General features: G+C 57.8%; 16 protein-coding genes. 5 read left to right on the top strand and 11 right to left on the bottom strand.

Annotated features, from left to right (window positions below; genetic code table 11):
* Positions 1-13 precede the first annotated feature (13 nt).
* From hemZ to IEY11_RS10370, 9 genes are all read right to left on the bottom strand, one after another.
* Complete coding sequence (gene hemZ, locus IEY11_RS10330; RefSeq protein ID WP_188886480.1) at positions 14-1,483, bottom strand: coproporphyrinogen dehydrogenase HemZ; 1,470 nt, start codon at positions 1,481-1,483, stop codon at positions 14-16.
* Positions 1,480-2,112, bottom strand: coding sequence for an MBL fold metallo-hydrolase (locus tag IEY11_RS10335; protein ID WP_188886481.1), 633 nt, complete (start codon positions 2,110-2,112; stop codon positions 1,480-1,482). Before IEY11_RS10335 ends, hemZ begins: the two co-directional genes overlap by 4 nt.
* Before the next feature lie 176 nt (positions 2,113-2,288).
* Positions 2,289-2,741, bottom strand: coding sequence for a D-aminoacyl-tRNA deacylase (gene dtd / locus IEY11_RS10340; RefSeq protein WP_118761116.1), 453 nt, complete (start codon positions 2,739-2,741; stop codon positions 2,289-2,291).
* A gap of 414 nt (positions 2,742-3,155) precedes the next feature.
* The gene (locus IEY11_RS10345; protein WP_110435252.1) at positions 3,156-5,342 is read right to left on the bottom strand and encodes a RelA/SpoT family protein; all 2,187 of its coding nucleotides are present in this window, start codon (positions 5,340-5,342) and stop codon (positions 3,156-3,158) included.
* Positions 5,343-5,362: 20 nt separating this feature from the next.
* Positions 5,363-7,438 (bottom strand): single-stranded-DNA-specific exonuclease RecJ, encoded by a 2,076-nt coding sequence (gene recJ / locus IEY11_RS10350; protein WP_188886482.1) that lies wholly within the window; start codon positions 7,436-7,438, stop codon positions 5,363-5,365.
* Positions 7,439-7,618: 180 nt separating this feature from the next.
* Positions 7,619-10,465 (bottom strand): excinuclease ABC subunit UvrA, encoded by a 2,847-nt coding sequence (gene uvrA / locus IEY11_RS10355; protein ID WP_188886483.1) that lies wholly within the window; start codon positions 10,463-10,465, stop codon positions 7,619-7,621.
* A 68-nt stretch (positions 10,466-10,533) separates the two neighbouring features.
* Positions 10,534-12,456 carry an excinuclease ABC subunit UvrB gene (gene uvrB, locus IEY11_RS10360; protein ID WP_243183995.1) on the bottom strand — a complete coding sequence of 641 codons (1,923 nt, stop codon included), beginning with the start codon at positions 12,454-12,456 and terminating at the stop codon, positions 10,534-10,536.
* Between the two features lie 57 nt (positions 12,457-12,513).
* Positions 12,514-13,218 (bottom strand): JAB domain-containing protein, encoded by a 705-nt coding sequence (locus IEY11_RS10365; RefSeq protein ID WP_117489438.1) that lies wholly within the window; start codon positions 13,216-13,218, stop codon positions 12,514-12,516.
* Between the two features lie 135 nt (positions 13,219-13,353).
* Positions 13,354-13,953, bottom strand: a complete 600-nt coding sequence (locus IEY11_RS10370) for a GNAT family N-acetyltransferase (protein ID WP_188886485.1) — start codon at positions 13,951-13,953, stop codon at positions 13,354-13,356.
* Positions 13,954-14,213: 260 nt separating this feature from the next.
* On the opposite strand from IEY11_RS10370, the gene IEY11_RS10375 reads away from it, so the two are divergent.
* The 5 genes from IEY11_RS10375 (at position 14,214) to IEY11_RS10395 (ending at position 17,912) form a co-directional block, all read left to right on the top strand.
* Positions 14,214-14,768 carry a DUF4364 family protein gene (locus IEY11_RS10375; protein ID WP_188886486.1) on the top strand — a complete coding sequence of 185 codons (555 nt, stop codon included), beginning with the start codon at positions 14,214-14,216 and terminating at the stop codon, positions 14,766-14,768.
* A gap of 5 nt (positions 14,769-14,773) precedes the next feature.
* Entirely contained in the window at positions 14,774-15,142 is a 369-nt protein-coding gene (locus IEY11_RS10380) for a CidA/LrgA family protein (protein WP_147357269.1), read from the top strand.
* Positions 15,135-15,827, top strand: coding sequence for an LrgB family protein (locus IEY11_RS10385; RefSeq protein WP_117489444.1), 693 nt, complete (start codon positions 15,135-15,137; stop codon positions 15,825-15,827). Before IEY11_RS10380 ends, IEY11_RS10385 begins: the two co-directional genes overlap by 8 nt.
* A gap of 109 nt (positions 15,828-15,936) precedes the next feature.
* Positions 15,937-17,214: a glycosyl hydrolase family 18 protein gene (locus tag IEY11_RS10390; protein ID WP_188886487.1), complete on the top strand. Its 1,278-nt coding sequence runs from the start codon at positions 15,937-15,939 to the stop codon at positions 17,212-17,214.
* Positions 17,215-17,366: 152 nt separating this feature from the next.
* A complete protein-coding gene (locus IEY11_RS10395; protein ID WP_188886488.1) occupies positions 17,367-17,912 on the top strand; it encodes a CAP domain-containing protein in 546 nt (181 codons plus the stop codon).
* A 50-nt stretch (positions 17,913-17,962) separates the two neighbouring features.
* Here IEY11_RS10395 and IEY11_RS10400 read toward each other — a convergent pair whose 3' ends face one another.
* Together IEY11_RS10400 and IEY11_RS10405 are read right to left on the bottom strand one after the other, a co-directional pair.
* Entirely contained in the window at positions 17,963-18,982 is a 1,020-nt protein-coding gene (locus IEY11_RS10400) for a hypothetical protein (RefSeq protein ID WP_188886489.1), read from the bottom strand.
* A complete protein-coding gene (locus tag IEY11_RS10405; RefSeq protein WP_243183990.1) occupies positions 18,979-19,461 on the bottom strand; it encodes an RNA polymerase sigma factor in 483 nt (160 codons plus the stop codon). Before IEY11_RS10405 ends, IEY11_RS10400 begins: the two co-directional genes overlap by 4 nt.
* Positions 19,462-19,508: the final 47 nt, after the last annotated feature.

Here is a 19,508-nt window from a genome sequence, read left to right on the forward strand (position 1 = left end):
TTCCCTATCCTGATCATTTCTTGGGGAACAGCAGCTTTTTCTTGCCGTTGGCCAGTCTGTCCGCCGCCTGAATGTACTCAAGCGGATATTTCGGATTGTTCGCGCGCTCGATCCAGCCAGTCTCGCGCACGACACGCTTGGAAACACCGCCCGCACCGAGCGACAGAATGGTCTGCAGCTCCTCCATCATGCTCACGTTGTAGAAGCATTCGGTGCCCGGCTTGCACCAGCCGACGTTCTCAAAGCCGCCTGCCATAAATTTCTGCCGATAGAGATAATACGGACCGTAGCCTGCGTTCTGCAGCGCGTGTGATGCTCCATCCAGCATTTGAGAAACGGTCTCGCGCTGTGCGGCGGCAGCCGCCTTATCGGTCAGATCAGCGCCGCGCTTGATGGCGAGCGTATGCACCGTGATATTCTCCGGCGAAAGATTCAGCAAAGTATCCACAGTCTGTGCAAAAGTTTCGGCGGTGTCGCCGGTCAGACCGGCGATCAGATCCATGTTGATCTCGTCAAAGCCCGCCTGCCGCGCCTCGTCAAACGCGCGGAGCACGTCTGCCGAGCCGTGTTTTCTGCCGATTGCAGCCAGAACGGCGTCATTCATGCTCTGCGGGTTGATGCTCACGCGGCCAACGCCCGCGCTTTTGAGCACGCGCAGCTTTTCCGGTGTGATGGTATCCGGACGGCCCGCTTCCACAGTATATTCGCGCAAATGTGAAAAATCAAAGTGATTTTCGAGCGCCGACAGCAGCCGTGCCAGCTGATGCTCGTCCAGCGTGGTCGGTGTGCCGCCGCCGATGTAGACGCTCTGCACCTGCTTGCCTGCTGCGCGGACAAGCGCGGCTGTCTCCTCGATCTCGCGGCAGAGCGTGTCCAGATATGGCTCGATGAGTTTACCGGACTGCGCCGTGGTTGCCGATACGAACGAGCAGTAATAGCACCTCGACGGACAGAACGGAATACCGACGTACAGCGAAATATCGTTTTCACCGATGGTCTTGTCCATCTCCATCGCGGTTGCGGCTGCACGAATCGTCAGCGCCGTGCGCTCAGGCGAAACGTGAAAGTGCTCGCGCAGCTCGACCGCCGCCTCGCCGCGCGTCATGCCGCGCTCGATCATGCCGCGCGCCAGCTTGGCCGGACGCACGCCGGTCAGGCTGCCCCAGACCGGAGCCTGCGGCAGGAACGGCACGACTGCATCGTACACGGTCGTTTTCACCAGTTCGGTGATGGTGCGCTTGTGGTCCAGCGTTGCCAGTCCGGTAACGGACGCGCGCTTTTCCGCCTCATGCACTGCGCCGTCCATGCAGACGATCGCACGCGCGGCGGCTTCGCCGTTCTCCTCGGTCAAAATGCTGCGGCAGTACGGCTCGGTGAGCTGCTCGGCGGTATCCGCCTTGGATAACGTTTCGGTCGGCAGCAGATGAAACAGCATTTCCTCTACCGCGTGTTTCAGTTCGTGATTTTCCAGTGTATAGATCATTTTCCCATCGCCTGCAGCATATATGGATTGTATGCGCGTTCCTCGTTCAGCGTAGAAATGCCCTCATGGCCGGGGAATACCTTGTAATCGCCGTCAATGTCATGCAGACGCTTCAAAGAGCGCAGCATGGCAGAGAAATCGCCGCCCTCAAGGTCGCAGCGGCCGCACTCGTGGCGGAACAGCGTATCGCCGGTGAACAGGCAGTCGCCGATCCTGATGACGGACGAGCCGGGTGTGTGACCGGGCGTTGCCATGTAGGTCGCGGTCATGCCGCCGAACGTCACCTCGGTGCCCTCATTCGCCAGAATATCCGGCGTATCCTGCACATAATTGCGTGCCAGTCCGCGGAACTGACCCATGTTGTCACGGCTCAGCAGCCAGATGTCCTTCTCCGGCACAACATACTGTGCGCCGGTCGCTTCGAGCACCTCGTGCGCCGCCAAAATGTGGTCAAAATGCGCGTGCGTCAGCAGCACATACTTGACATTCAGCCGTTCCTCGTTTACCGCGTTCAAAATCGACTTGGCATTGTCGCCCGGATCGATCACCGCGGCTTCGCGGGTTGCTTCGTCATATACAATGTAACAATTCGTGCGGACCATGCCCACACAGAGTTGCATCAACTTCATTAGTTATACCCTTTCTTCGGCATTTAAGCCTTCTTCGTCGGGCGGGCTGCCCTCAGCCCGCCGTGGTAAGTCAGTGTAAATTGTTTTATTTCGCAGGGTGAGGGCAGAAGGTGAATTGCCGATAGGCAAGAGAAGCCACTCTGGAGTGCCCCGTCCTACGGAACAGGTTTATCTTGTCAATGCCGCATATCCTTAGTGTCCATCCACAGCGTTACCGGGCCGTCATTCAATAGATCGACCTTCATATCCGCGCCGAACTCACCGGTCTCGACCGGCAGGCCACTCTCGCGGCAGCGCGCAATGAATGCTTCATACAGCGGGATGGCGGTCTCCGGACGGGCAGCGCTCGTGAAGCTCGGGCGGTTGCCCTTGCGGCAGTCGCCGTAGAGCGTGAACTGCGACACGATGAGCAGACCGCCGCCGACATCCGCGAGTGAGCGGTTCATTTTGTCGTTTTCGTCCGTGAATACACGCATTTTAACTGTTTTATCGGCCAGATAAACCGCATCGTCCACGGTATCACCGTCTGTGATGCCGAGCAGGACAAGGAAGCCCTGTCCGATCTGCCCGTGAATCCTGCCGTCGATCGTGACCGAGGCGTGGGAGACGCGCTGAACCAGTGCCCGCATAGTTATTTCCTCATTTCGTAATGAATTTGATTTGTTAAATGGTTCTATTTCGTGAAATCCGCGCTTGAGAAGCGAAACGAACTCGCCTGCGCGGCGGTGCGCACAAGAGGGTAGACACCAAGGTTTCCACCCTCTTGTGAATCTCCCCTTTCCTAAGAAAGCACGGCTAAAATTAGAGAACTGAGACTATAAAGGAACGGCAGAGGAGTTTTTCTTCCGTAGGGGAGCACAGTGTGCTCCCATTACTCGACATATTCGCAGCATCAGATAGCGTACTGCTACACAGGCGTTTTCATCAACGCAGGCGCGACATACCCGTGTCGCGCAACTCGTTTGCGCATTATTATGGACGGCACCTGCGAATTTTACCTGTCGGGTAACTCCTGCCTCCTCACTCCTAACTCCTGCCTATTCTCAGTTGGTATCGACCGTTCTGGTCACATCGACAACGCCCTTGATGGAGCGCAGGCGGCTGATCATATTATCCAGCTGATGGACGCTCGTGACGTCAACCATGGCGTTGATAACGCCGTAGCCGTCATTGAGGTCGCGTGCGGAAATCTCATGCACGTTGATCTTACTCGATGCAAACGCCAGCGTAACGTCACTCAGCACGCCGATACGGTTGCGCGTGGAAATCTGCAGACCGGTGGAGAACTTATTGACGTGACCGGCATTGGCTGCCATATCCTCATCCCACCAGGCACGTACCCAGCGGTCGGGCTCTTCCTCGATATGGACATTCACGCAGTCGCGGCGATGGATGGAAACACCGTAGCCGCGGGTGACAAAGCCGACGATCTCATCGCCCGGAATCGGCGTACAGCAGCGCGCAAACTTGACCAGACAGTTATCAATGCCTTCGACAACAACACCGTCGCTGGATTTATTCTGGCGGCGCTGCTGCTGCTCGTTCTGCGGATGCGCGGCACGCTCGGCCTGCTCGCGCTGACGGCGCAGCTTGCCGACATCGTCCTTGACCTTATTGATGACCTTGGTCAGCATAATGCCGCCGTAGCCGATGGCCGCGTACAGCTCATCGACTGTGTTGAACGAGAACTTGTTGAGCGTGTTCTTCTGCACCTCTTCGTTCTCATAGAAGCCGTTATACAGCAGGTTGGCACGCAGCTCGCGGTCGAGATCCTCCTTGCCGTTGACGATATTTTCCTCGCGGCATTCCTTCTTGAACCACTGCTTGATCTTGTTGCGCGCCTCGGTGGTCTTGACGATCTTCACCCAGTCACGGCTCGGACCGTGCGCCTCCTTGGAGGTCAGGATCTCGACAATATCGCCGTTTTTCAGCTGGCTGTCGATCGGTGCGATACGGCCGTTCAGCTTGCAGCCGGTCATGCGGTTGCCGACTGCCGAGTGAATCGCATACGCAAGGTCGATCGGCGTTGCGCCTGCCGGCATATTGACCACATCGCCCTTGGGCGTAAAGACAAATACCTCGTCCGCGAACAGGTCAACCTTGATGTTTTTGATAAAGTCCTCGGCCTCGGTGTCCTGCTGGGCTTCAAGCAGCTGGCGAATCCACGCAAACGCTTCCTCGTTACCCTTCTTGTCCAGACCCTGCTTGTACTTCCAGTGCGCCGCAACACCGTATTCCGCCATTTTATGCATCTCTACGGTACGAATCTGCACCTCAAACGGGATGCCCGCTCGGCCGATGACCGTCGTATGCAGCGACTGATAGCCGTTCGGCTTCGGCGTGGAGATATAGTCCTTGAAGCGGCCCGGAATCGGCTTGTACAGGTCGTGGACGTAGCCGAGCACGTTGTAGCAGTCCGCCACAGTATCGACAATGACGCGCACGGCGCAGATATCATAGATCTCGTTGATGGTCTTGTGCTGGGCATACATTTTGCGGTAGATGGAGTAAATATGCTTGACGCGCGCCGAAATCGCGTTGTGGATGTTCGCTTCCTTCAGCTTGGTGCTGATGCGGTCCTGAATGCCCTGCAGGAATTCCTCGTGCTGCTCACTCTGGGCCTTTAAGCCTTCCACAATCTCGTTGTAGCCGATGGGGTCGAGAACCTTCAGCGACAGATCCTCAAGCTCCCACTTGATACGGCTCATGCCGAGACGGTGCGCGATCGGCGCGTAAATCTCCATGGTTTCCAGTGCCTTGTCGCGCTGCTTGCGCTCGGGCAGGAACTGGAAGGTGCGGGCATTGTGCAGTCGGTCGGCCAGCTTGATGAGGATAACGCGGATATCCTTCGCCATGGCGAGGAACATCTTGCGCAGGTCCTCGAACTGCTCCTGCTCCTTGGAGTAGCGCAGCATGCCCAGTCGGGTTACGCCGTCCACCAGCTCCGCGACCGGCGTGCCGAATTTGTTTTCGATCTCCTTGTAGCCAAACTCGGTGTCCTCGATGCAGTCATGCAGCAGCGCTGCACAGATGGAATCCGTATCCAGACCCATCTCCACAACGATCTCAGCGACAGCGACCGGATGAATGATATACGGCTCACCGTTGCGGCGCTTCTGTCCCTCATGTGCCTTGGCCGCACATTCGTATGCCGCGCGAATCTTCTTGATATTCGCCTGCGGGTTTTGTTTTTGTACGCGTTCGATCAAAAAATCCAGTTTCGTTTGCATAGATCCTTCCCCCATTCGTGTCACCCCGCCATACTTTGCAATGTGGCAAGGACAACCGATCCGGAAATATCGGCCTTGCCCTCGTAGGGTTTGAGCAAAATATTGAGCATGCCTTCCTTAAAATGATAGCTGATGAGTCCGGACTCCTGAAAAACATCCAGACAGACAAACAGCTTGCCGATGTTAATGTCGCGTCGGCTTTCCCATGCAACCCGGCGGGAAAGTGCCCCGTCCGGTACGGAAAGCCGTCCGTCCTCCGCGCGGCAGGTCACATGCCGCCAGACAGCGACCAGATCCTTGCGGTCGGGCAGGAGCAGACGCGCTTCCCTTGCGGTGAGCGGGCCGTCCTGCATAAGTGTATTATACAGATTGAGAATCTTCTGATCTGCCAGATGCTCGCAGTCACTCAGCTGCACATCGCAGATGGTCAGCTGCACCGAACGGCGGCCTCGAAATTCGTTGATCTCCAGATGAAAGGCGGCATCCACGGTGTTGCCCTCGACAAAGCCGAGACCGCCCGCACCGATGCCGAACCAGATTGCAGAAAAACGCTTGCCGTCCTTGATGAGCGACAGACGAACGTGCCGGTCGCTGGACAGCGGCGTAATCTCCTCAACGGTCATGTTCTTCATGCAGAACACAGGCTCCGCGTTTTTCATGCCGTACGGCTCGAGTACGCCCAGAGATTCGATGTTCTCCTGCGTCAGCCACTCCGGCTGCACCATGCAGTCGATGTGCAGCTGCGGAACGAGCTCCGCCATGGTGACATGCGTTTCCGCGTACTTGCGCAGGCGCGTGCGGAGTTCTTCGATCCTGTCCGCCTGCACGGTCAGTCCTGCGGCAAGCGCATGACCGCCGTAGCGCTCGAACAAATCCTCACACGAGGTGAGCGCCTCAAACAGATTGAAGCTGCCGATCGAGCGGCCCGAGCCCTTGCCTACGCCGTCCTCATCCACTGAGATGAGCACGACCGGACAGCCGTAGCGGTCGCACAGCCGCGAGCACACGATGCCGATAACGCCCTGATGCCAGCCCTCTCCGGCCAGCACGATGATCTTATCCTCAAGCGGGTTGTATTCCCGGCGCAAACGCGTGAGCGTCTGCTCGAGTATCTTGTTCTCCTCGTTCTGGCGCAGCTTGTTTTGCTCGCAAAGCTCAGCGGCAAGCGCCTGTGCCCGTACCGGGTCCTTCGTCAGGAACAGCTCTGCTGCCAGCTCGGCCTTGCCCATGCGGCCCGCCGCGTTGATGCGCGGCGCAAGCACATAGCTGATGGTCGAGGAGGTCAGCCGCCTGTTCTTCATCCCCGCCTCGCGCAGCAGCATTTCCAGACCGATATTCGCCGTCACGGACAGCTTTTTCAGCCCTTCCGCCACGATAATGCGGTTTTCACCGACAATCGGCATGACATCGGCCACCGTGCCGAGCGCTACAAGGTCGGCGTACCGGTCGAGCATGGAAAGCGTGTCTCCCTCGAGTGCGCAGATCAGCTTGAATGCCACACCGACACCCGCTAGGCTGGAAAACGGATAGGTATCGTCCGTCCGCTTGCAGTCTACGACCGCCTGCGCGTCCGGCAGGTTTTCGTGGCACTCGTGGTGGTCGGTAATGACGACCTGCATGCCGAGCTCGCGTGCGACGGCAATCTCCTCGTTGGCTGTAATGCCCGAGTCCACCGTGATGAGCAGGCGCGTGCCCTGCTCATACAGCTGCTCCATCGCCGGACGGGTCAGACCGTAGCCGTCCGTCAGACGATTGGGAATGTAATATTCACATTTTGCGCCCTTGCTGCGCAGATAATCCACCAGTGTGCACGTTGCCGTGATGCCGTCCACATCGTAATCACCGTAGACCACCATTTTCTCTCCGCGATCTATTACCTCACGGATGACATCGACTGCCTTATCCATATCGGTCAGACCGAACGGATCATGCAGTCCGCGCACATCGCAGCTCAGGTAATCCGCCGCAGCCTGCGGTGTGTCGATGCCGCGCGCCGACAGCACCGCCGCCGTCAGCGGTGTATAGCCGGTCTCCCGCGACAGCACCCGCACCCGCTCGGTGTCCGGCGAGGCGATCACCCATCGCTTTGCTCTCATATTGAACGATCCCTTCCTGAGTCACGGCAGCAGCACGCCTTCCGGCGCCTGCGTATGGTAACTCCGATTTTATATTATCACTATTATACCAAAACACGCCCAAAATCACAACATCTTTATCAAATACAGAAAAAACAGGTGTCTCGCTAAGAAACACCTGTTTTATTACATATTTCGACTTTATTTATCGCGTTTTCTGCCGTTTTTGCGGGCGAGAATCGGGCCGAGATACTGTCCGGTATACGAACCCTCGCACTGTGCAACCTCCTCCGGCGTACCGCAAACGACCAGTCGACCGCCGCCGTCGCCGCCCTCGGGACCGAGGTCGAGGATATAGTCCGCCGTTTTGATAACGTCCAGATTATGCTCGATGACAACGACCGTGTTGCCTGCGTCCACCAGCTTCTGCAGAACATCCACAAGCCTGTGGACATCTGCGACATGCAGACCGGTGGTCGGCTCATCAAGAATATAAATGGTCTTGCCGGTCGAGCGTTTGGACAGCTCGGTCGCCAGCTTGGCGCGCTGCGCTTCACCGCCGGAGAGCGTTGTGGAGGACTGCCCCAGCTTAACGTAGCCCAGACCGACCTCACGCATGGTTTCCAGACGGCGTGCGATTTTCGGCACGTTGGCGAAGAACTCACACGCTTCATCCACCGTCATATCCAGCACTTCGTAGATGTTTTTGCCCTTGTAGCGCACCTCGAGCGTCTCCTTGTTATAGCGGCGCCCCTTGCACACATCGCAGGGAACGTAAACGTCCGGCAGAAAGTGCATTTCGATTTTGAGCAGGCCGTCACCCGAGCAGGCCTCACAGCGGCCGCCCTTGACATTGAAGGAAAAACGGCTTGCGCTGTAGCCGCGCGCCTTTGCGTCCGCCGTTTTGGCAAACAGGTCGCGGATATCGTTGAACACACCCGTATAGGTCGCCGGGTTGGAGCGCGGCGTGCGCCCGATGGGCGACTGGTCGATGTCGATGACCTTATCAAGGTTTTCGATGCCGATGAACTCGTCATGCGCGCCTGCACGGGTCTTTGCGCCATTGAGCTCAGCGGCCAGCTTCTTATACAGGATCTCATTGACAAACGAGGACTTGCCCGAGCCAGAAACACCCGTGACACAGGTCAGCGTGCCGAGCGGGATGGTGAAGTCCGTGTGCTTGAGGTTGTTCACCGCGCAGCCCTTGACGGTCAGCGTTTTGCCGTTGCCCTTGCGCCGAATTTCGGGCACAGGGATGAATCTGCGGCCCGAAAGGTACTGTCCGGTGATGGATTTATCACTTTTCAGCAGCTCGTCTATCGTGCCCTCGAACACGACCTCGCCGCCGTTGCGGCCCGCGCCCGGGCCGATGTCTACGATGTGGTCAGCCGCGAACATGGTGTCCTCGTCGTGCTCGACCACGATGAGCGTGTTGCCGAGGTCGCGCAGCCGCCCCAGGGTCGCAAGCAGCTTGTCGTTGTCGCGCTGGTGCAGACCGATGGACGGCTCATCGAGGATATACAGCACGCCCATCAGCGACGAGCCGATCTGCGTTGCCAGCCGGATGCGCTGGCTCTCGCCGCCGGACAGCGTACCGGACGAACGCGAGAGCGTGAGGTATTCCAGTCCGACCGACTGCAAAAAGCCGAGGCGGTCCATGATCTCCTTGATAACGCGGTCGCCGATCTTGTGCTGCATTTCGGTCAGCTTGAGCGTGTGGAGGAACTCCATCGCCTTAACGACCGACTTTTCCGCAAATTCCGCGATGTTCAGCCCGCCGAGCGTGACCGCCAGCACCTCCGGGCGCAGACGGCGGCCGTGGCACGCCGGACATGGGCTTTCGCTCATCACCTCTTCGATCTCGCCGCGCGACCACTCGCTGTTGGTTTCGCGGTAGCGGCGTTCCAGATTCGGGATGATGCCCTCGAACGGCTGGCGCATCACGCCGCCCGAAATGCGGCTGACCGACAGCTCGAGCGGCTCGTCGCCCGTGCCGTACAGCAGCTCGTCGAGCGCCTGCTCGGAGAACTCCTCGATGGGCGTTTCCAGCGTAAAGCCGTGCTTTTTGCCGAGTGCGTTGTAGTACATCGCCGCGATGCTGCCCGTGTCGGCGTTCCCCCAGCCGGAGGCGCGGATAGCGCCCTGCTTGATCGAAAGATGGCGGTTCGGAATGACGCGGTCCGGGTCAACGCGCTTCTGGATGCCCAGACCGGTGCACACCGGGCACGCGCCATACGGGTTGTTGAACGAGAACATCCGCGGCGTGAGCTCCTCGATGGAAATGCCGCAGTCGTCGCAGGCATAGTTCTGCGAGAACGTGAGCGGTTCACCGCCGATAACATCCGCGATGACAAGGCCGCCGGACAGTGCCGAGGCGGTTTCGACCGAATCCGTGATGCGCCCGCGGGCATCCGGACGGATGACAACACGGTCAACGACGATCTCGATGTTGTGCTTTTTCGTCTTTGCCAGCTTAAATTCTTCGGACAGGTCGTGAATCTCGCCGTCCACGCGCACGCGGACATAGCCCTGCTTGCGGGCATCCTCAAATACCTTGTTGTGCTCACCCTTCTTGCCTCGGATGACCGGCGCGAGCAGCTGCACGCGCGTTTTTTCCTCGAGCGCCATCAGCCGGTCGATGATCTGGTCGATGGTCTGCTGGTGGATCTCCTTGCCGCATTTCGGGCAGTGCGGCGTGCCGATGCGCGCCCACAGCAGGCGCATATAGTCGTAGATCTCGGTGACAGTGCCGACCGTCGAACGCGGGTTCTGCGAGGTGGTCTTCTGGTCGATAGAGATGGCCGGCGAAAGACCATCGATGTAGTCCACATCCGGCTTGTCCATCTGGCCCAGAAACTGCCGCGCATAGCTCGACAGCGACTCGACGTAGCGGCGCTGGCCCTCGGCATAGATGGTGTCGAACGCCAGCGACGATTTGCCCGAGCCGGACAGGCCGGTCAGAACCACCAGCTTGTCGCGCGGTATCTTGATGTCGATGTTTTTTAGGTTGTGCTCTCGCGCACCTTTAACGTGAATGTATTCCTGCATTTTTATTTTCCTTTATTGCTGCTGCACCGGCGCGGAAGCGCCCATAACTCCTAATGAATTCCTGATTACTAATTAGATTCCAGCGCCTTTATCTGGTCGCGGAGCTGTGCCGCGATCTCAAACTCGAGCATCTTCGCGGCCTCCTTCATCTGACGGGTCAGGCGGGCGATCTCCTGCTGTTTTTCGCCCTTGGAGCGCATTTTCTTTTTGCTGCTCGAGGGCACATTCGAGGTGATCTCGATAACATCCTGCACCTTTTTATGCACAGACCTGGGGATAATCCCGTGGGCCTTATTGAACGCATCCTGCAAAGCGCGGCGGCGTTCGGTTTCGTCCATCGCGCGCTTCATCGAAGGCGTGATGCTGTCCGCATACAGCACGACCATGCCGTGCTCGTTTCGGGCGGCGCGGCCGATGGTCTGGATGAGCGAGGTCTCCGAGCGGAGAAAGCCCTCCTTGTCCGCATCGAGGATGGCAACCAGCGATACCTCGGGAATATCGAGTCCCTCACGCAGCAGGTTGATGCCGACAAGCACATCGTACACGCCGAGACGCAGATCGCGCACCAGCTCCTGCCGCTCGATGGTCTTAACATCGTGGTGCATGTAGCGCACCTTGATGCCTGCGGTTTCGAGGTAATCAGTCAAATCCTCGGCCATTTTCTTGGTGAGCGTGGTGACCAGAACCCGTTCTCCCTTGGCTGTGCGAGCGTTGATTTCACCAATGAGATCGTCGATCTGGCCATCGACCGGACGGACAACAACCTCCGGATCAAGCAGACCGGTCGGACGGATGACCTGCTCGACCACCTGACCCGAGCGCGACAGCTCGTACTCGGCAGGCGTTGCAGAAACATACACAATCTGGTTCAGACGGTCGTTAAACTCGTCAAAATTGAGCGGGCGGTTGTCATATGCGCTCGGCAGGCGGAAGCCGTTTTCGACCAAACTTTCCTTGCGGGCGCGGTCGCCGTGGTACATGGCGCGCACCTGCGGGAGCGTGACGTGGCTCTCGTCCACGATAAGCAGAAAATCCTTCGGGAAATAGTCGATGAGCGTGTACGGCGCACTTCCCGGCGCACGCCGCGACAGCACGCGCGAATAGTTCTCGACGCCCGAGCAGAAACCGATCTCCTGCAGCATTTCAATGTCGTAGCGGGTGCGCTGCGCGATACGCTGCGCCTCGATCAGCTTGCCGTTTTCCTCAAAGTATTTTACGCGCTGTTCCAGTTCTTCTTCGAGGTCCTTGATGGCTTCCTCCAGCTTTTCCTTGGGTGTAACGTAGTGGCTCGCCGGAAAAACAGCAATATGCCCCAGTTCACCGAGAGAAACGCCGGTCAGCGGGTTAATACGGCTGATGCGGTCCACCTCATCACCGAAAAACTCGATACGGACAACATCCTCGTCCGAGTATACCGGCCAGATTTCCACCGTGTCGCCGCGCACGCGGAAGCGGTTGCGCTCGAACGCAATGTCGTTGCGCTCGTACTGAATGTCTATCAGTCGGTGGATGAGCTCCTCGCGGCTCATCTCCATGCCCGGACGGATGGAAATGACCATGCTCTTGTAGTCGATCGGGTCGCCGAGCGAGTAAATGCACGAAACCGAGGACACGATGATAACATCGCGCCGTTCGCTCAGCGCCGAGGTCGCAGAGTGACGCAGACGGTCGATTTCATCATTGATGGCGGAATCCTTCTCAATATAGGTGTCGGTCGAGGCGATATACGCCTCCGGCTGGTAATAATCGTAGTAGGATACGAAATATTCTACCGCATTCTCGGGAAAAAATTCGCGCAGCTCGGTGCAGAGCTGTGCGGCCAGCGTTTTATTGTGCGCGAGCACCAGCGTCGGGCGCTGGGTCTGCTCGATGATGTTCGCCATGGTGAACGTCTTGCCCGAGCCGGTAACGCCCATCAGCGTCTGCTCGGTCAGACCGTTGTTGATGCCCTCCACCAGTTTGGCTACCGCCTCCGGCTGATCGCCTGCCATTTGGTAGGGGCTGTGTATCTTAAATTCCGGCACAGAGCGTACCTCCTTTTTTGCCACTCAGTATCTTTTTCGCAAGCTGCCGCTTCTTAATCGACCGATAGATGTGAAATTGCTGCGTGCCACAACGCAGTGATCGACCAGCTCCAACCCCAGTTCGGAGAGCGTGCGCTGCAGACGGTCAGTCATATCAAAATCCTCCTGCGAGGGTGTCGGCGTGCCGTTCGGATGATTATGCGCCAGCGCAACGCCTGCCGCACCGGCCATCAAGGCGCCGCGGGCAATCTTGTAGCTGTCCACCTGCACCCGCGCATGTCCGCCGCGTGCGATCTCCTCGCACTTGAGCACACGTCCCGCGCCATCCACATAGGCGGCCAGCAGCACTTCCTCCCGCTCGGCGCACAGCTGCGGCACGAAATATGCGCCGATGCGGTCATAGGTGTTCAGTTTATCGGTAAACTGCTCCATTTTCGCCACATCCGCCTGATAACGGTGAAACAGGGCAAAGCACAGGTGCAGCAGCTCCGCCGAGCGCGGACCGACGCCTTCGACCGTCTGCAGCTCGTCCTCGGTTGCCTCGAGCACCGCATGCAGTGAACCAAACCGCTGCATCAGCCGGTGTGCTGTCGGGTTGGTATCGCCCTGCCGCACCGCAAAATACAGCAGCATCTCCAGCACCTCGTGGTCGCTGAAAATCTCCAGTCCGAACCGGCGGAATTTGTCCAGCATGCGCTGTCGGTGACCCATATGCGGGTTGTCCGGCATCTGTATTCCCCCCCCCTGTGCAAAATTGAGAATGGAGAATTGAAGATTGAAAGCAGTATCGCACTCTGCGCGATTGTTTAATACGCCGCTTCGCGGCGTTTCCTTAATTCTCCATTATCCATTCTCAATTCTCCATTAAAAATGAATCTTCTCCACCGCCTGATTGAGCGCTCTGGTTACCAGCGGACTGTCCTTAATCTCCGGGAACGGAACGGTCGGCTGCGGTGCGCCGTCATGCGGACGCAGGCTCTTGCCCATCCAGAGGACATCGCGCCACTGACCGAATTTATACATGCTCTCCTGATATGCGCCCGAGATGATAAAGCCCATGGCTTTATGGAACTTCATCGACCGCTCATTCGGTGAAGTGATGCCGACGTAGATATTATAGTATCCCTGCATCGCCAGCAGTTCAAACAGCGCGGCGTAAATCGCACCGGCGATACCGTGACGATGCCGCTCCTGCGCAACATAGATAGATGTTTCGACCGACCACTGATAGGCGGCGCGGGTACGGTGCGGCGCAGCATAGCCATAGCCGACGACCTCGCCGTCAATACGGCAGACCAGCCACGGCAGCTTTTGGGTATAGGTGCGCCACCGGCGGGTAAACTCCTCTATCGAAGGAGCATCGTACTCGCTCGACACAGTGGTTTGAATAACATACGGCGCATACAGCGCAAGCATCTCGGCAATATCTTCTTCCTCTGCAGGACGCAGAACAACTTCCGGCATGATTTTTTCCTCGTTTCGACATAATCTCGATATAAGTATACCGCATTCATTTTTTATGTTCAATAGGAGATTATCAAAAAATCGCACATTTGTTCGCCTTGTATCTGCTGATTTTTTTACAGTATAATTCTTGCCGTTCTATATAATATTCTTTGTCATTTCAGCCGATTGCATTTTGCCCTGCCGAGTAGTATACTATGAAAAGCACTGACGAAAACGGCGTTTCGCCCTGCCGGGAAAGAGAAGGAGGCATCGCGCATATGGTTCGCTACGGTTTTATCCATACCAAAGAGGATATCAAGTTTCTGGTCCTGTTCGCCATGGATCTGCTGCCATTTCCGGTCAGCTTCAGCACCATTGTGGACTTAACGACCTGGTGTGACGAAGGCTTTGGCTACTTCGAGCTGAGCGAGGCTTTCTACGAGATGGTCCCGACCGGGCACATCGAGGAGATACCCGACGAAGGAGAAACCCTGTACACCATCACCGAAAAGGGACGCGAGGCTACCCGCATTTTCGAGAAGCAGCTTCCCTATCCGGTCCGCGAAGCCGCACAGCGCTCTGCGCTGCGTGTCGTCCGCCAGATCCGGCGCGACGCCGGCATCCACACCGCCGTCACCGAGCACGGCCCGAACGACCTGACCGTCCGCATGGAAATGGAGCAGGTGTTCGCGGTGGAAATGAACGTCGTCAGTCACGGACAGGCTGCCATGCTCGAGCGTACCTTTAAGGAAAACGCCGAGGCCATCTACCAAACATTGCTCGCCGCAATGACCAAAAACTACGCAAACGAGAAAGAAGCGCAAAAACCTTGAAACACATGAAGCAACTCGGTGTGCTGCTTGCCTGCTGTGTCGGCGGCTCACTGCTCTCCCTTTTACTCCGCGGTCTGCTGCCCGGCAACGTGCTCGGTCTGACCCTGCTGCTCGCCCTGCTCATCTTCGGTGCGGTTCGTCTGCACCATGTAGAGAGCGTAGCGGATTTTCTGCTGCAGAACATGGCATTTTTCTTTCTGCCCGCCATGCTGGGCGTGCTGGAAATCTGGAACGACATCAAAAGCGAAGCACTTGCCATCCTTGCCGTCTGCCTGCTGACCACGCTGTGTACTGCCGCTGCTACCGCACTGACCGTACATATCGTGTTCCGTCTGCAGCACCGTGAAACCGAGGAGGCGTTCGACCATGACTGATCTTCTCTCCTCCTCGCAGTTCTGGCTGCTGGTTTCCATCGGTTTTTATGCGCTTGGCGTAGAGATTCAAAAGAAAACCGGTTCTGCGGTCTGCAATCCGCTGCTGATTGCCTCGATTCTGGTCGGTGCGCTGCTGATCGCAACCGGCACCCCCTATCAGACCTATGAGGAATCCGGCAAGCTGATCTCGTTCTTCCTGACACCGGCAACGGTAGCGCTTGCGATCCCGATTTACCGCAAGCTGGATGTACTGCTGAAAAACCTGCTGCCCATCCTGCTCGGCGCGTTCGTCGGCTCGATGGTATCCATCGGCAGCGTACTGCTCTTCAGCCATCTGTTCGGTCTGAGCGAAAGCACGACGCTTTCTCTCGTGCCGAAATCGGTAACAACTCCGATTGCGGTCGCGGTAGCCGAAATGCTCGGCGGCGTAACCTCCATCACCGCGATTGCGGTTGTCATCACCGGCATCATCGGCGCGATCATCCTGCCGACCTTCCTCAAGTGCATCGGCGTGCGCAATCCGGTGCAGATGGGCCTGTCCATCGGCACGGCAGCTCACGCAGTCGGTACCTCGCGTGCCATTGAGCTGGGTGAGACCGAAGGCGCAATTTCCGGTCTGGCGATCGGCGTTGCCGGTCTGCTGACGGCACTTATCGTATCGATTGGCTCGGCAATTCTGTTATAATTGAAAATGGAGAATGGAAAATGTCGCTATCCTTGCGCGATACCCTAACTCTCCATTCACAGAACCACCTTTCCCCTGCATAAAATGCAGGAAGAAAGGTGGTTTTTCTATGGTGATCCATGTTGTTCAGCCGGGTGATTCGCTGTACCGCATTGCACAGCTGCACAGTGTTCCCCTGCCGTTCCTCATCCAGCAGAATGAGCTGCACGAGCCGTACCGGCTTACGCCCGGGCAGACCATCGTTGTTCCGCAGCCGGAAAAGACGTACATTGTCCGCCGCGGCGACACGCTCGGCAGCATTGCCGCGCAGAACGGCACAACCGTGATGCAGCTGTGGCAGAACAATCCGCAGCTTGGCGGCACCGACCGCATTCAGCCGGGGCAGATGCTTGTACTCAGCTATGGAAACAAGCTGGGACGCTTTGCGGTGAACGGCTACGCCTATCCGAGCATCGACCTGCGCGTTCTGCGCCGGACACTGCCCTATCTGACGTACTTATCCGTATTTTCCGTCGGTTTTGACAACGCAGGACGCATTTTACCGTTCTCTGCCGAGCTGCTCGTGCGCATGGCGCGGCAGTATCAGGTAAAGCCCCTGCTCGTTCTGACAACACTCGGCGAGGACGGGCAGTTCTCCGGCGAACGTGCCCACCGGCTGCTGAACACCCCGACGGCTCGCGCGGCGCTGATTGAAAATCTGGCACAGGTGCTTGCCATGCAGGGCTTCGCCGGTGTGGACATCGATTTCGAGTATGTGCCGCCGGAGGACGCAGACGCGTATGCCGCATTTGTCCGCTCGGTCCGCGAGCGGCTCTCGCCTGCCGGATACACGGTCTTCGCGGCACTCGCACCTAAAACCTCCGCCGCGCAGCAAGGTCTTCTGTATGAAGCGCACGACTATGCCGCGCTCGGCTCTGCGGCGGACCGTGCCCTGCTGATGACCTATGAATGGGGCTATGCGCTGTCCGCTCCGATGGCGGTCGCGCCGATTAACAAGGTAGAGCAGGTCGTGCGGTTTGCCGTGTCGCAGGTGCCGCCGGATAAGCTGTTCATGGGCATCCCGAACTACGGCTACGACTGGGCGCTGCCCTATGTGCAGGGACAGTCGCACGCCCGCAGTCTGGGCAACGTGCAGGCCGTCGAGCAGGCGATTCAGGTCGGTGCGCCGATTCGCTATGATGCCACGGCACAGTCTCCGCACTACAACTACTGGCGCGACCGTGCCGAGCACGAGGTCTGGTTTGAGGATGCGCGTTCTATCCGTGCCAAGTTGGCGCTTGCCGGAGAATATCAGCTGGCAGGCGTCAGCATCTGGAATATCATGCGGTATTTTCCGCAGTTGTGGCTCGTGCTGAACAGCCTGTACGACATCGAAAAGCTGGGATAAAATTCACCAAACCGACCGAGTTTTCCCTGTTTCGGTCGGTTTTTGCCGTATTCCGGCAGTTTCTCCTTGGATTTCCATTGCAAAACGGTTACAAAACCCGCTATCATACGGTGCATGGGAATTTCCCGCAAAATCCAAGGAGGTATCTACCTATGAAGTTCAAGAGACTCGTGCCGCTGGCACTTGCGCTTGTCATCGCATCCACCACTGCTGCAGAAGCCGCACATCTGCAGCAGAACCGCTTTTCGTTCGTCGTGCGTCCGAATTACACGCAGACGGTCAGCCGTCCTTTGGCGAGCAAGCCCTCACAAAGCACCGCCGCGAACAGCAGCTACGCCGCGCAGGTGGTCTCGCTGGTAAACGCCGAACGTGCCAGACAGGGACTGCCCGCGCTGACCATCAGCACCACGGTGCAGCAGGCGGCGCAGACCCGCGCCGGAGAACTGCAAACCAGCTTTTCGCACACGCGCCCGAGCGGCGCATCCTGCTTTACCGCGCTGACCGAGGCCGGCGTTTCCTACGCGCGTGCCGGCGAAAACATCGCCTATGGTCAGAGCACGCCGGAGGCTGTTGTGCAGTCGTGGATGAACTCGTCCGGCCACCGCGCGAACATTCTCAGCAGCAGCTTCACCTCGATCGGCGTCGGCTGTACCGTTGTGAACGGAACCGCATACTGGGCACAGCTTTTCACTGCATAAACGCAAAACAGACCGCATTTGCGGTCTGTTTTGCTCTATCCTGCCGTTTATCACGAGAGCGGATATACCTCGCTGTTGATGGTGACCGACTGCACATTATCCAGGTCAAATGCACGCGCAAGCACCGCAATCTCGGTGTCGATACGGTCGGTGTCCTCGGTGGAATTGAAACCGTAAGTGTACAATGTCCGATCGATATCGGCGTTTTCATCCAGAATAACGTACTCCGAGCCGTCCTTCAGCTGCACGCTCAGCGTATCCACATCATCCACCGTGCAGTGCATATCCGCGTTGCGGATGCGAATGCCGATCTGCGACAGAGTTACATCACCGTCTGCGCTCGTCAGGTACGGCATCTGCTGAAATTCCGGCAGATCGACCGCCAGAACCGTCTTTGCGGTACCCGCTCCGTCCGCACGCACGGTCGTTTTACCCGGCTCGAGCGCCTCCAGACGGAGCGGCTCTCCCTGCCTGTAATCGCTTGAAATCGCAAATGCGCCCTCAAAATAGTAGTCGTTGTCGGTCGAACGCGCGGTATCAAGATAAAATTCACTGCCGCAGAAGCCGCTGTCGCCGTACATGACCTCGAAATCAAGCTGTCCCTCCTCGGCATAGCACGAGGACAGCGTGGACCATGTGATGTCTGGCTTGTTCTGATAGCTGTCGATCAGGTGCGCCAGCGTGAACGGCTTTACGCCGTCCTGCTTTTTGTTTGCAAGGTGCAGACTGATCACACCCGTACCCGCACTCTCGTCAAACAGCACGGACTCCACCGACAGACGGTAATGCTCGTTCTCGTCGGTCAGCCTGGTGCTGTCCGCCGTCTGTACATACCCTTCGAGATTCGCGTCTCCGCCATTCGGAAACAGCAGTGGAAACCAGCTCTGTGCATTCGCGGCGAATGCGGTTCCGCCGATGCACAGCGCTGCCGCCAGTCCGGTGCAGACGATTTTCTTCGCTGAGAAACGGCGTACCGGCTTGCTTTCTCGCTCGGGCAGGCTGTCCAGCGCCCTGCGGACACTGCGGTCAAATTCTTCGGTCATTTTCGGGAAATCATTATGGTTCATCATGCGAAGCACGCTCCTTTCAAGTCCTTGCGCAAATGCTCTCTTGCCGCTCGGAGACGAGTCTTGACCGTGTTTTCCGGTATGCCGAGCATTCCGGCAATCTCACGGGTCTTGAAGCCCTCTAAGTAGTACAGCTCCACCGGCAGGCGCAGCTTTTCCTCCAGTGCGGTGATGGCGGCATACAGGTCGCTGTGATCATCAGCCGCAGGCGCCGGTATCGCCTCTGCAGCAGCCGCATCATACGGCGCAAGCCGCTGCTGACGGCGCAATATCGTGCTGCACTCGTTGATGAGTATACGGACCAGCCACGTTTTGAAATACCGCGTGCTGCGCAGCGAATCCAGCTGCTCCCACGCCTGCAGGATTGCCTGCTGCGCCGCGTCTGCACAGTCATGCTCGCTGCGGAGCATGGTTTTCGCTACGCGGTACAGCGTAGGCTCGGCTGCCAGCACCGCGGAGGTAAATTGCTCTCTATCCATCATAAGCGAATTCTCCTTTCCGAAAGCGTCCGGACAGCGCAGACAGGTTT

Origin of the sequence: Butyricicoccus faecihominis (assembly GCF_014648015.1) — a bacterium.
GTDB lineage: Bacteria > Bacillota > Clostridia > Oscillospirales > Butyricicoccaceae > Agathobaculum > Agathobaculum butyriciproducens.